Source organism: Xanthomonas arboricola pv. juglandis (assembly GCF_905367715.1).
Classification (GTDB): Bacteria; Pseudomonadota; Gammaproteobacteria; order Xanthomonadales; family Xanthomonadaceae; genus Xanthomonas; species Xanthomonas arboricola.
Window position 1 is genome coordinate 3,072,096 of sequence record NZ_HG999362.1, and the last position, 13,667, is coordinate 3,085,762.

Genomic DNA, 13,667 nt, shown 5'->3' on the forward strand with positions numbered 1-13,667 from the left:
TCGTTGGACCGTCGTCGACCCATGCCGAGAACGGGCGGCCGGGAGGCTCCGGCCCATGAACTGCATGCTGCAGATAACGTGATGCGAATGACCAAAACAAAGCCGCGGCGCATCGCTGCGCCGCGGCGGTATGACTCGATTAGCGGCGCAGGCCGAGCTTCTCGATCAAGGACTTGTAACGCTCGTTGTCCTTCTTCTTCAGGTAGTCGAGCAGGCTGCGGCGACGGTTGACCATCTGCAGCAGGCCACGACGGCTGTGGTGATCCTTCTTGTGGGTCTTGAAGTGGCCGGTCAGCAGCTCGATGCGTGCGGTCAGCAGCGCGACCTGCACTTCCGGCGAACCGGTGTCCTGGGCGCTGCGCTTGTTGTCTTCAATAACTTTCTGGGTGTCGACGGACATGATGTTTACTCGATAGATGCGTGGTCGGCAGGAACGTGCATGACGCACCGCCGGACTCGCCGTTTGCTAGGGATGAGCGCGCTTGGCGCTGGAGGTGCCCCGATCGGGGCCGCAAAATTGTAACGTCGTGCGGGCCCGGGAACAAGTTGACTAAAACTTAACAAGCCACCGCTTCGTTCAGTCCATTGAACAATCGCTGCGGCGACAAACGCCCCTCCGCGTCCACCAGGCCTAGCCCTGAGGGGATTCCGTCGGGTCCGAACACGGCCACCTGGCCGGTCGGAAATGCGGGATCACGCAGGCGCTGGCCCATGCGAAAACGTGCCGCATGTGCCGCATCGAGCACGATCCGCGCAAAATCGGCCAGTCCGGCCTCGATCGGCAGCAACAGCTCCTGCGCTTCGGTGCCCGCTTCCAGGGCTGCCGACAGCGCTTCCAGCGTGATCATCTGCGGCGCACGAAACGGCTCCACCCAGAGCCGGCGCAGCGAGGCGATATGCGCACCGCAGCCAAGCACCTCGCCCAGATCGCGCGCCAGGCTGCGGATATAGGTGCCCGAGCCGCAGGTCACACGCAACTGCAGCCGCGGCGCGGCGTAACCGAGCACATCGATCGCATGCACATCGACCTCGCGCACCGGCGCCTCGATCACCTCGCCCCGGCGAGCCTTGGCGTACAGCGGCTCGCCACCCTGCTTGAGCGCGGAATAGATCGGCGCCTGTTGGCGGATGCGCCCGATGAAGGGCGTCAGCGCTGCACGCAGCGCGTCTTCGCTCAGTGTCGGCACCGCACGCTCGCGCAACACCTGACCATCGGCATCGTCGGTATCGGTGGTGACACCCAGCACGATCTCGGCGTCATAGGCCTTGGCCGAACCGAGCAGCAGGCCGGCAATCTTGGTGGCCTCGCCCAGACACAGCGGCAGCAGGCCGGTGGCCAGCGGATCCAGGCTACCGGTGTGGCCGCCCTTTTCGGCACGCAATAAACGGCGCGCGGACTGCAATGCCGTGTTGGAGCTGACTCCAGCCGGCTTGTCGAGCAACAGGATGCCGTGCAACGGGCGATAGACGATACGGGGTTTCAACAGATCGGTGCTCGAATCGGGCACTGTGCGCGCCCGTTGAAATCAGGGCCGCTGATCGACAGGCGGCCGGCCGGCAGCGCTCAGCGCTGCTCGGCGTCCTCGTCGCTGGACGCGGCCTCGGGGCCGACATCGTCCAGGTCACGCAGCAGGTTGTCGATGCGCTCGCCGCGGTCGACCGAATCGTCGTAATGGAAATGCAGCTCGGGCACGTGGCGCAGCTTCATCGCGCGCGCCAGCTGCGTACGCAACTGACCGGCGATTTCCTTGAGCCCCTTGACCGCTTCGGCCGAACGCTCCTGCTGCAGCGCGGTGACGAACACCTTGGCATGTGCCAGGTCGCGACTGATTTCGACGTCGGAAACGCTGACCGACGGCAGGCCGTGGTCACGCACGGCCGCGTGCACGATCGTGCCGAGGTCGCGACGCACCTGCGCCGAAACGCGGTCGGTGCGATGGAATGATTTGGTTGGCATGGTCATGGACCTGGTTGATTCGGAGGGCCAGTTGGCACCGAAGCCAAAAACGGACGCGGGCGGCCATGCCGCCCTCGCCTTGCAGAACTTGCGTTGCAACTCCGCCTGGCGGAGTCCGGGGCCCGCAGGCCCCGGCAGCCGTTACAGCGTACGGGCGACTTCGATACGCTCGAAGCACTCGATCTGATCGCCGGCCTTGACGTCGTTGTAGGCCTTCACGCCGATACCGCACTCGGTACCGTTGCGCACTTCCTCGACGTTTTCCTTGAAGCGACGCAGCGATTCCAGCTCGCCCTCGAACACCACGACGCTGTCGCGGAGCACGCGGATCGGCTTGCTGCGCTTCACCACGCCTTCGATGATCATGCAGCCTGCAACCGCGCCGAACTTGGAGCTGCGGAACACGTCGCGGACCTGCGCGATACCGATGATTTCTTCGCGGATTTCCACACCGAGCAGACCGGACGCCACCTGCTTCACCTGGTCGATCACGTCATAGATGATCGAGAAGTAACGCAGATCGATGCCGTTGGACTCGACGATCTTGCGGGCCGAGGCGTCGGCACGCACGTTGAAGCCGATCACCGTGGCCTTGGAGGCCGCTGCCGAATTCGCATCGGATTCGGTGATGCCGCCCACGCCGGAGTGGATCACGTTGATGCGGATGTCGTCGTTGGACAACGCCACCAGCGACTGCTTGAGCGCTTCCACCGAGCCCTGCACGTCGGCCTTGATCACCAGGTTCAGCACCTGCTGGCCTTCACCCTTGCCCATCTGGGCCAGGATGTCTTCCATGCGGTTGCTGGCCGAGGCCACCAGACGCGACTCGCGACGCTTGGTTTCGCGCTGCTGCGCCACGTCCTTGGCCAGACGCTCGTCGTCGACGACCACGAAGTCGTCGCCGGCTTCCGGCACGCCGGACAGGCCGAGCACCTGCACCGGGATCGACGGGCCGGCCGAGGCCGGCTGGTGGCCGGTCTCGTCGAACAGCGCACGCACGCGGCCGTACTGGATGCCGCACACCAGGTAATCGCCACGCTTCAGCGCGCCCTGCTGCACCAGCACCGTGGCCACCGGGCCGCGGCCCTTGTCCAGCGAGGATTCGATCACGGTACCGCTGGCGCGGCCTTCGGCCACTGCCTTGAGTTCCAGCACTTCAGCCTGCAGCGAAATCGCGTCCAGCAGCGTGTCCACACCGGTACCGACCTTGGCCGACACTTCGATGAACTGGGTATCGCCGCCGAACTCTTCGGCCACCACGTTCTCGGCCAGCAATTCGTTCTTGACCCGCAGCGGATCGGCACCGGCCTTGTCGATCTTGTTTACCGCCACGATCAGCGGAACGCCTGCCGCCTTGGCATGCGCCACCGCTTCCTTGGTCTGCGGCATCACGCCGTCATCGGCTGCAACCACCAGCACCACGATGTCGGTGATCTTGGCGCCACGGGCACGCATCGAGGTAAACGCGGCATGGCCGGGCGTATCCAGGAAGCTGATGACGCCACGGCCGGTTTCGACGTGGTACGCACCGATGTGCTGGGTGATGCCACCGGCTTCGCCGGAGGCGATCTTGGTGCGACGGATGTAATCCAGCAGCGAGGTCTTGCCGTGATCGACGTGACCCATGATGGTCACCACCGGCGGACGCGGCGTGGCATCGCCCTGCGCATCCTCGGCATGCGCCAGCAGCGCATCCTCGAAGTCGGCATTGTCGGCACGCACGGCCTTGTGGCCGAGTTCTTCGGTCACCAGCGCGGCGGTGTCATGGTCGATGCTCTGGGTGATGGTCGCCATGACGCCCATCTTGAACAACGCCTTGACCACGTCGCCGCCCTTGAGCGCGAGCTTCTGCGCCAAGTCGGCCACGGTAATGGTCTCGCCGATCGCCACTTCGCGCACCACCGGTGCCGTCGGACGCTCGAACCCGTGCGGACCGCTATTGCCCTGGTTGCCGCCACGACCGTTGTCGTTGCCACGACGCGAGGACGACGAACCCGGACGACCGGTCGGCTTGCCGCGCACGTTGGAACGGCGCGCACGATCGGCCGCGGACAGATGCAACTGCCCGGCAAAACGCTTGGTCGCATCGTCGTCTTCGACACCGGCCACCATGACGTGCGAACCGCGCGTCTTGTGCTTGGCCGCATTGGAGCGGTCGTCCGGACGCGCAGGCGTGGCCGGACGCGATGCCGGCGATGCGCCAGCCGGACGAGCCGGACGCGGCGCAGACGGCGACGACGGCGCGCGTGCGGCAGGTGCTGCAGGCGGTGCGGGTGCGGCAGCCACCGGCGCCGGCGCACTGGCAGCCGCAGCGGCTTCCTCGGCAGCCTTGCGCTCGGCTTCGGCACGGTCGCGCGCAGCCTGTTCTTCTTCGCGCTTGCGCTGGATCGCTTCGTCGCGCACGCGGTCGCTTTCGGCCAGCGCCTGCTGCTCGTCGAGATTGCGCTGACGCGATGCGGCGAGCTTGGCCAGGATATCGGCGCGCTCTTCGTCCGGCGTCATAGGCGCAGGACGGCCACCGCCTTCGTTTTCGGACTTCACGTAGGTGCGCTTCTGCCGCACTTCCACGTTGACCGTGGTCTTGGTGCGGCCGGCGCTGACCGTGACTTCCTGCAGCTTGCGCCGGTTGAGGGTGATCTTCTTGGCTGCTTCGCTCGCCGCCTCGGCAGGCGTCTCGGCCTTGCCATGCGTGCGACGCAGGAAGCCAAGCAGTTTCATCTTCTCGGTGCTGGTCACGACCTGGTCGGGACCGCTGAACTTCATTCCGGCCTCGGCCAGTTGAACCAGCAGTTTATCGACCGGCGTATTGACCAGTTCGGCAAGCTTGCGGATGGTGGTTTGCTGCGACATTCGGATCCTATGATCTGGTTGGCGCCCCCTCGCCCAGAGCAAGGGAAACGCTGATTCTAAGCCCTGATGGGGTCAGGGCGCGGTTCATTGCCGGCTCATTCGCCGCGCTCCAAACGGGCGATCTCCTCGGCGCGGGCCGCCAGGATCAGCGCCGCGGCGCGCTCCTGGGTCAGACCCTCGATGCCGAAGTCGACGATCTCGTCCGCTGCCAGGTCGGACAAGTCCTCGCTGGTGCGCACGCCGTGCTCGGCCAGAGCAAAGGCCGTTTCCTCGTCCATCCCCTCCAGCGCCAGCAGGTCCTCGGTGGGCTGAGTTCCTTCCAGGCCTTCTTCTTCTGCCAGCGCAGCGTTGAGCAACGCATCGCGGGCGCGGGCGCGCAACTCTTCGACGATGTCTTCGTCGAAGCCTTCCACCGCCAGCAACTCGCCGACCGGCACGTAGGCGATTTCTTCGACCGTATTGAATCCTTCGGTCACCAGGATCGCTGCGATTTCTTCGTCCACTTCCAGGCGATCCATGAACAACTGGCGCGCGGAGGTCTGCTCGGCTTCGGACTTGGCGGCCACCTGGTCGGCGGTCATCACGTTGAGCTGCCAACCGGTCAGGCGGCTGGCCAGACGCACGTTCTGGCCGCCCTTGCCGATCGCCTGAGCCAGGCGGTCTTCCGCCACGGCCAGATCCATCGAGTGCTTGTCTTCATCGACGATGATCGACTGCACTTCGGCCGGCGCCATCGCATTGATGACGAAGTTGGCCGGGTTCTCGTTCCACAGCACGATGTCCACGCGCTCGCCATTGAGCTCGTTGGACACCGCCTGCACGCGCGAACCACGCATACCGATGCACGCGCCGATCGGATCGGTGCGGGTGTCGTGCGCGATCACCGCGATCTTGGCGCGGTCGCCCGGATCGCGTGCGCAGGCCTTGATCTCGACCAGGCCCTGGCCTACTTCCGGTACTTCGAGCTTGAACAGCTCGATCATGAATTCCGGCGCGGCGCGGCTGATGAACAGCTGCGGGCCACGTGGCTCGGAACGCACTTCGGCCAGATAGCCGCGCACGCGGTCGCCCGGGCGCAGCACGTCGCGCGGAATGCCCTTGTCCTTGGGAATGAAGGCTTCGGCATTGCCGCCCAGATCGACAAAGATGTTGCCGCGCTCGGCGCGCTTGACCACACCGGTGATCAACTCGCCAACGCGATCCTTCCAGGCATCGACCACCTGCTGACGCTCGGCCTCGCGCACACGCTGCACGATTACCTGCTTGGCAGCCTGCGCCGCGATACGGCCGAAGTCCGGGTTTTCAATCTGTTCTTCGATGTAGTCGCCCACATCCACGCCGTCGGCTTCGTCGACGGCATCCATCAGACGCACCTGGCGATCCGGGGATTCCATCACGACATCGTCGGCAACCACTTCCCAACGACGATAGGTTTCGTAGTTACCGTCCTTGTGGTCGATGGTCACGCGCGTCAGCACGTCCTGGTCGGGATAGCGCTTCTTCGCTGCGGAAGCCAACGCGGCCTCGATCGCATCGAAGATCACTTCGCGCGGCACGCCCTTTTCGTTGGCCACCGCATCCACTACCAGCAAAAGTTCCTTGCTCATTTCGTCACTCCGCGCGCGGCTTGCCAGCCGCCGACTCGTTGGATGGTTTCTTCTTGTCGTGCCCGGGTTTTTTCGGGCCGGGCTTGTTCGGTTTTTGCGGGGCCAGGCCCAGGGCGACCCAATCCGGCAGGATGCGCGCCTTGTCGATGTTGTCGAAGCCGATCTGCACATCCTTGCCGTCGACGGCGAACACCACCGCGTCCGCCTCGGAGTCGATCCGCACGATCTGGCCCTGGAAGCGGCGCCGGCCATCCTGCGCCAGCTTCAGCACGATCTTGGCGGACTCGCCAACGTGACGGCCGAACTGCTCCAGCGTGAACAACGGACGGTCCACACCCGGCGAGGACACCTCGAGCGTGTAGTTGCCGGTGATGGGGTCTTCGACGTCGAGCTGGGCCGAGACTTCGCGGCTCACACGCTCGCAGTCGTCGACGTTGATGACACGCTCGGGCTGCTCGGCCAGCGGCACATCGATGTACAGGCGCAATGTGGCGCCACCTGGAGCGGGAAGATATTCCACACCCAGCAGTTCCAAGCCCAAGGACTCAACCGTTGGACTCAGCATATTCGCGATTTCGGTCGCTTTTTCGCTCACAGACTGCCCTGATCAGATGATTGCCAGTAGAACCCCGGCAACCGGCAGCAAACTTTCCGGTTCCGGAAAAAACAAGGGGCCCGATGGGCCCCTTGCGTGAAAAAAGCCCGACCTCTCAGGGTCGGCGCAAAGACGGGAACATGCGTCTTTGCGATCCAAGAAACTGAAGTACTGCCCTAAGGCATTGCATTAAAGCAGTACTTCAAAACTTGGTAGCGGGGGCAGGATTTGAACCTGCGACCTTCGGGTTATGAGCCCGACGAGCTGCCAGACTGCTCCACCCCGCAGCAGAAGCGGAATTATGAAGAACTTGAGCGGCAATTGCAAGCCCTAGTTTTTCATCGATTGAAAACCCTGGGGGTCTTCAACGTCGCGGCAAATGATAACCGCATTGCAACAAAAACGAAACAGCAATCACGACTTTATTTCAGCCCTCCCTCGAAGACGCGTGTGGCACACGCGCTGCGAGGTCATGCGAGGACGCGTGACTCAGGCAAGGCCTGCAAATGCACGCTGGCACCACACCATGATCGGGCTCCAGGCCAGGCCCAGCGCAAGCAACGCAAGCGCGTTGACGCCAAGCACGGTCCCCAGCACACGATCGTTGTTGGCCGGCAGCGGCTCGCCCACAGGCTCATCGAAGTACATGACCTTGATGACACGCAGATAGTAGAACGCGCCGATCACCGCGCAGAGCACGCCGACCAGGGCCAGCCACAGCATGTCGCCCTTCACCGCTGCGCCGAGCACCGCCAGCTTGGTCCAGAAACCCAGGAACGGCGGGATACCCGCAAGCGAGGCCATGATGCACAGCACCAGGCCGGCCATCCACGGATTGCGCGCATTGAGCCCCTTGAAGTCGTCGATGTTCTCGGCTTCGAAGCCGTTGCGCGACAACGCGATGATCGCGCCGAACGCGGCAGTCGACATGATGGTGTAGCTCACCGCGTAGAACATTGCCGCCGCATAGCCTTCCTCGCCACCGCCGGCAACGCCCATCAACAGAAAGCCGATGTGCGAGACGGTCGAGTACGCCAGCATGCGCTTGAGGTTGCTCTGCGCAATTGCCATCAGGTTGCCGATCACCAGCGACACTGCAGACAGGCCGCCAATCAACAGATGCCACTGTGGCGACAGCGGACCCATGCCGACCTCGAGCAGGCGATACGCCATACCGAAGGCAGCGAGCTTGGGCGCAGAGCTGATGAACAAGGCGATCGGCGCCGGCGCGCCCTGGTACACGTCAGGCAACCACATGTGGAACGGCGCGGCACCCAGCTTGAAGGCCACGCCCGCGATCATGAAGATGGTGCCGGTCAGCAGCAGCGTGCGCTCGTTGGAGCCTTCGATCGCGTCATGAATGCCGCTCAGGCTCAACGTACCGGTGGCGCCATAGACCAGCGACATGCCGTACAGCAGCAGACCGGAGGCCAACGAACCGAGCACGAAGTACTTCATCGCCGCTTCGGTGGCCAGGCCGTTGTCGCGATTGGAGGCGACCAATGCGTACGAGCACAGCGCGAGCAGTTCCAGGCCCAGGTACACCATCAGCAGGCTGCCGGCCGAGGTCAGCAGCATCATGCCGGCGGTGGCGAACAACACCAGCACCGGGATCTCGCCCTGATAGAGATTGCGTTCGCGCAGGTAGGTCCAGCCGTAGACCAGGCTCAGCCCGCTGACCAGCACGATCACCGTCTTCATCACGTCGGCCGCAGTGTCGCGCACGAACATGCCGTGGAAGATCTCGCCATGCCCGCCCGTACCGGTCGCCAATAGCGCGAACACCACCGCAAGCACGGCGACGGAGAACAGGTGGGTCCAGACCTTGTTCCGCTGGCTCACGAACAGGTCGAGCATCAGCAGTGCAAAGGCGCCGCCGATCAGCACCAGCTCCGGAACAAGCGGAGCCAGGTCAGCGGTGGTCAACGGCGCGAGCGTTGGCGTGGTCATCATCAAATCCTGGAAATCAAAACGTACGGCAAGCTGTTACAGCTTGGACGCGGCAATCTGGGTAGCCAGCTTGGCGATCGATGGTTCCATCAGATCGGTCAGCGGCTTCGGATACAGGCCCAGGGCCAGCACGCCAACGGCGAACACCCCCAGCACGAACGCCTCACGGCCATTGATGTCCTTCAGCTCGGCCACATGGGCATTGGCCACTTCGCCGAAGAACACGCGCTTGTACAGCCACAGCGTATACGCGGCGGTAATCACCAGCGTGGTGGCGGCAGCGAAAGCGACCAACGGGTGCTTCTGGAAGCTGGCCAGGATCACCATGAACTCGCCGACGAAACCACTGGTACCCGGCAGGCCGGCATTGGCCATGAAGAACAGCATGGAGAACGTCGCAAACCACGGCATCACGTTGACCACGCCGCCGTAATCGGCGATGCGGCGGGTATGCATGCGGTCGTACAGCACGCCGATGCAGGAGAACATCGCACCGGACACGAAGCCGTGCGAAATCATCTGCACCATCGCACCCTGCAGGCCCAGGCGGGCGGCATCGGTGCTGCCGTACTCACGCACCAGGGTGAAGGCGATGAAGGTGCCCAGGGTGACAAAGCCCATGTGCGCAATGGACGAATACGCCACCAGCTTCTTCATGTCGTCCTGCACCAGGGCCACCAGACCGACGTAGACCACCGCGATCAGCGACAGCGTGATCACCAGCCAGGCGAACTCGTGGCTCGCATCCGGCACGATCGGCAGGTTGAAGCGCAGGAAGCCGTAGCCACCGATCTTCAACGCGATCGCAGCCAGGATCACCGAGCCGGCGGTCGGCGCCTCGACGTGCGCATCCGGCAGCCAGGTGTGCACCGGGAACATCGGCACCTTGACCGCAAACGCGATCAGGAAGGCGAAGAAGATCCAGGTCTGCTCCTTCGCGGTCAGCTGCAGCGCGTACAGGTCGGCCAGCTGGAAGCTGCCGCCCTTCAGATACAGGTAGACCAGGCCCACCAGCATCAGCACCGAGCCGAGGAAGGTGTACAGGAAGAACTTCATCGCCGCGTAGATGCGCCGCGGACCGCCCCAGACGCCGATGATCAGGAACATCGGGATCAGCATGGCTTCGAAGAAGACATAGAACAGCATCGCGTCGGTCGCGGCAAAGATGCCGACCGTGACGCCTTCCAGAATCAGGAAAGCGGCGACGTACTGATTGACGCGCTTGTCGATCGAGCGCCAGGCACCGATCAGCGCCAGCACCGTCACCAGCGTGGTCAGCACGATCAACGCGACCGCGATGCCGTCCACGCCCAGGTTGTAGCCGATGTTGTAGGCCGGTATCCAGGCATGCAGTTCGATGAACTGCATGGCGTCATTGGCGGTGTCGTAGCCCAGCAGCGGCAGACTCAGCACAAAGGTCGCCACCGCCACCGCCAACGATGCCCAGCGGGCAGTCTCGGCGTTGCGCAACGCAAGGATCAAGGCGCCACCGATAATCGGCAGCCAGATCAAGATAGACAGTAAAGGCCAGTTCGACACGTTTTCTTATTCCGTACAGGTCAACGCCAGAAATGCATCAGTACCGCCAACAAGGCGATCAAACCGATGATCATTGCGAAGGCGTAGTGATAGAGGAAACCGGATTGCGTGCGACGCAGCAGATTTGCAGCCAGGTCGATCAGTCGGGCAGAACCATTGACGACTACACCGTCGACCACATGGGTATCGATGGCACGTGACGCCTTGCCAAGGACCACGCCGCCACCGGCGAAGCCATTGATCCAGAGCTTGTCGAAGCCGTACTTGTTTTCCAGCAGCCACACCACCGGCGCGAACGCCTTGCGCGACTTGGTGGCGAGTTCCGGCTTCCACAGATAGAACAGCGCAGCCAGCAGCAGACCGGCGACCGTCAAGAAGAACGGTGCCGCCATCATGCCATGCAGGGCGAAGGCGACCGGGCCATGGAACTCTTCGGCCAGTGCGCCGACGGTGTCACGCGCCGGATCGTAGAAATCGACGATGCCGGTGAAGAACGACACTGCCTGCCCCTTGAGCGCATGCGCGGCGTGGTGGCCCTGCCAGTCGGTGCCGAACAGCATCGGACCGATGGTGAAGAAACCGATCGCCACCGACGGGATCGCCAGCAGGATCAACGGCAGCGTCACCACCCACTTGGATTCGTGCGGCTCGTGGGCACCATGGTGGCCATGACCGTGGTCGTCGTGGCCGTGCGTATCGTGTGCATGTACGTCGTGCGCATGACTGTCGTGCGCGTGGACCTGCGCCTCCGCATCGGTGTGCGCGCTGTCGTGATGTGCATGCGCATCGTGCGCATGGGCATCGCGGAAGCGTTCCTTGCCGTGGAAGGTCAGGAACAGCAGGCGGAAGCTGTAGAAGCTGGTCACCAGCACGCCGCCGAGCACTGCCCAGTAGCCATAGGTCGCGATCCAGCTATGCGACTCATGGGCATGGTGTGCGGCTGCCTCGATGATGGTGTCCTTGGAGTAGAAGCCGGAGAAGAACGGCGTACCGACCAGCGCCAAGGTACCGATCACGCTGGTCCAGTAGGTCACCTTCATGTACTTGCGCAGCCCGCCCATCTTGCGCATGTCCTGCTCGTGGTGCATGCCGATGATGACCGAACCGGCCGCCAGGAACAGCAGCGCCTTGAAGAAGGCATGCGTCATCAGGTGGAACACGGCGGCCGAATACGCCGAAACGCCCAGCGCAACGGTCATGTAGCCCAGCTGCGACAGCGTGGAATACGCAACCACGCGCTTGATGTCGTTCTGCACGATGCCGATCAGGCCGGTGAAGAAGGCCGTGGTCGCACCGATGAACAGGATGAAGTTCAACGCGGTTTCCGACAGCTCAAACAGCGGCGACATGCGCGCGACCATGAAGATGCCGGCGGTGACCATCGTCGCGGCATGGATCAGTGCCGAAATCGGCGTCGGGCCTTCCATCGAGTCCGGCAGCCACACATGCAGGGGCACCTGGGCCGACTTGCCCATCGCGCCGATGAACAAGCAGATGCAGATCAGCGTCATCACGCTCCATTCGTGGCCTGCGAACAGCTGCACCTTGGCACCGGCCATGGTGGTCGCATTGGCGAACACGGTGGAGTAGTCCAACGAGCCGAACCACAGCAGCACACCGGCGATGCCGAGAATGAAGCCGAAGTCGCCGACGCGATTGACCAGGAACGCCTTCATGTTGGCGAACACGGCGGTCGGGCGCTTGAACCAGAAACCGATCAACAGGTAGGACACCAGACCCACCGCTTCCCAGCCGAAGAACAGCTGCAGGAAGTTATTGCTCATCACCAGCGTGAGCATGGAGAAGGTGAACAACGAGATGTAGCTGAAGAAGCGCTGGTAACCCGGGTCTTCTTCCATGTAGCCGATGGTGTAGATGTGCACCAGCAGCGACACGAAGGTCACCACCACCATCATCATCGCGGTCAGGCGATCGACCATGAAGCCGACATGCGCCGAGTAGTTACCGACATCGAAGAAGGTGTACAGGTTCTGGTTGAACGGGCTGGCGCCCTGCTCCACCAATTGATACAGCGTCAGGCACGACAGCACGCAGCTGACCGCCACACCCAGGATGGTGACGTATTGCGCGCCCTTGCGCCCTACCTGGCGACCGAACAGGCCGGCGATGATGCTGCCGACCAGCGGTGCAAGCACCACCGCGATCAACAGACTCTTGGAGAGAGTGATTTCCATCTACAGGTCAGCCCTTCAACGTATCGACTTCGGCCACATTGATCGTGCGGCGCGTGCGGAACAGAGTCACCAGGATCGCAAGGCCGATCGCAGCCTCCGCGGCGGCAACGGTCAGGATGAAGAACACGAACAGCTGACCGGCGGGGTCGCCAAGCTCGCGCGAGAACGCAATGAAGTTGACGTTGACTGACAGCAGCATCAGCTCGATCGACATCAGCAGCACGATGACGTTCTTGCGGTTGAGGAAGATGCCGGCCAGGGAGATGCAGAACAGCACCGCGCCCAGTCCCAGCAGGTGGCCCAAGGTAATCAAGACTTCGCCTCCTGTCCGTCGGCCGCATCGAGCTTCGGCGCGACCTGTACCGGCTTTTCAACCGCCATTTTGACCATGCGGAGACGATCACCCGCCTTCACCCGCGACTGCTCGCCCGCATTCTGGTGCTTGATGCCGGTGCGCTTGCGCAGGGTCAGCATCACCGCGGCCACCACAGCCACGGTCAGGATCACCGCGGCGAACTCGAACGGCAGCAGGAACTGGGTGTAGAGGGTCTTGGCCAGCCAGGTCAGGTTCGACACGTCGGCGGCCTGCGCGGCGGCGTTATCGGCCGGGAACGGTGCGGCACTGCGCGCCTTGACCCCGATCAGGGTGACCATCTGCGCCAGCATGGCAACCGCCACGATGACACCGACCGGCATGTACTTGACCCACCCTTCGCGCAGGCGGCTGGTGTCGATGTCCAGCATCATCACCACGAACAGGAACAGCACCATCACCGCGCCGACGTAGACCAGCACCAGCGTCACGCCGAGGAACTCGGCGCCGACCAGCAACCAGATGCATGCCATCGAGAAGAAGGTGAGGATCAGGCACAACACGGCGTACACCGGGTTGCGCACGCTGATCACCGCACCGGCGGACACGACCGCGACGGCGGAGAAGGCGTAAAAAGCAATAGTGACCCAGTCCATCATGA

11 protein-coding genes and 1 tRNA gene are annotated in these 13,667 nt (G+C 63.3%); all 12 read right to left on the reverse strand.

What is annotated here, in order from left to right; all coding sequences use genetic code 11:
* Window positions 1-139 precede the first annotated feature (139 nt).
* The 12 genes from rpsO to KHN93_RS13460 all read right to left on the reverse strand — a co-directional run bounded on the left by rpsO (window position 140) and on the right by KHN93_RS13460 (window position 13,665).
* Window positions 140-400, reverse strand: coding sequence for a 30S ribosomal protein S15 (rpsO, locus tag KHN93_RS13405; RefSeq protein WP_003485583.1), 261 nt, complete (start codon window positions 398-400; stop codon window positions 140-142).
* Window positions 401-557: 157 nt separating this feature from the next.
* Window positions 558-1,484, reverse strand: coding sequence for a tRNA pseudouridine(55) synthase TruB (truB, locus tag KHN93_RS13410; RefSeq protein ID WP_104559742.1), 927 nt, complete (start codon window positions 1,482-1,484; stop codon window positions 558-560).
* A gap of 80 nt (window positions 1,485-1,564) precedes the next feature.
* On the reverse strand, window positions 1,565-1,957 hold the full coding sequence (rbfA, locus tag KHN93_RS13415) for a 30S ribosome-binding factor RbfA (RefSeq protein ID WP_024937968.1): 393 nt from the start codon (window positions 1,955-1,957) through the stop codon (window positions 1,565-1,567).
* Window positions 1,958-2,098: 141 nt separating this feature from the next.
* The gene (gene infB / locus KHN93_RS13420) at window positions 2,099-4,807 is read right to left on the reverse strand and encodes a translation initiation factor IF-2 (protein WP_039522179.1); all 2,709 of its coding nucleotides are present in this window, start codon (window positions 4,805-4,807) and stop codon (window positions 2,099-2,101) included.
* Window positions 4,808-4,902: 95 nt separating this feature from the next.
* On the reverse strand, window positions 4,903-6,414 hold the full coding sequence (gene nusA / locus KHN93_RS13425; RefSeq protein ID WP_016903006.1) for a transcription termination factor NusA: 1,512 nt from the start codon (window positions 6,412-6,414) through the stop codon (window positions 4,903-4,905).
* Between the two features lie 4 nt (window positions 6,415-6,418).
* Window positions 6,419-7,009, reverse strand: a complete 591-nt coding sequence (rimP, locus tag KHN93_RS13430) for a ribosome maturation factor RimP (RefSeq protein ID WP_211920386.1) — start codon at window positions 7,007-7,009, stop codon at window positions 6,419-6,421.
* A gap of 210 nt (window positions 7,010-7,219) precedes the next feature.
* Window positions 7,220-7,296, reverse strand: a tRNA-Met gene (locus KHN93_RS13435).
* A gap of 202 nt (window positions 7,297-7,498) precedes the next feature.
* Window positions 7,499-8,959: an NADH-quinone oxidoreductase subunit NuoN gene (gene nuoN / locus KHN93_RS13440; protein ID WP_211920388.1), complete on the reverse strand. Its 1,461-nt coding sequence runs from the start codon at window positions 8,957-8,959 to the stop codon at window positions 7,499-7,501.
* A gap of 36 nt (window positions 8,960-8,995) precedes the next feature.
* Complete coding sequence (locus KHN93_RS13445) at window positions 8,996-10,498, reverse strand: NADH-quinone oxidoreductase subunit M (RefSeq protein WP_039526502.1); 1,503 nt, start codon at window positions 10,496-10,498, stop codon at window positions 8,996-8,998.
* Between the two features lie 20 nt (window positions 10,499-10,518).
* Window positions 10,519-12,693: an NADH-quinone oxidoreductase subunit L gene (gene nuoL / locus KHN93_RS13450; RefSeq protein WP_102581424.1), complete on the reverse strand. Its 2,175-nt coding sequence runs from the start codon at window positions 12,691-12,693 to the stop codon at window positions 10,519-10,521.
* A 7-nt stretch (window positions 12,694-12,700) separates the two neighbouring features.
* Window positions 12,701-13,006: an NADH-quinone oxidoreductase subunit NuoK gene (gene nuoK, locus KHN93_RS13455; RefSeq protein ID WP_006450557.1), complete on the reverse strand. Its 306-nt coding sequence runs from the start codon at window positions 13,004-13,006 to the stop codon at window positions 12,701-12,703.
* The gene (locus tag KHN93_RS13460; RefSeq protein WP_172837831.1) at window positions 13,003-13,665 is read right to left on the reverse strand and encodes an NADH-quinone oxidoreductase subunit J; all 663 of its coding nucleotides are present in this window, start codon (window positions 13,663-13,665) and stop codon (window positions 13,003-13,005) included. Before KHN93_RS13460 ends, nuoK begins: the two co-directional genes overlap by 4 nt.
* Between the last annotated feature and the right edge of the window lie 2 nt (window positions 13,666-13,667).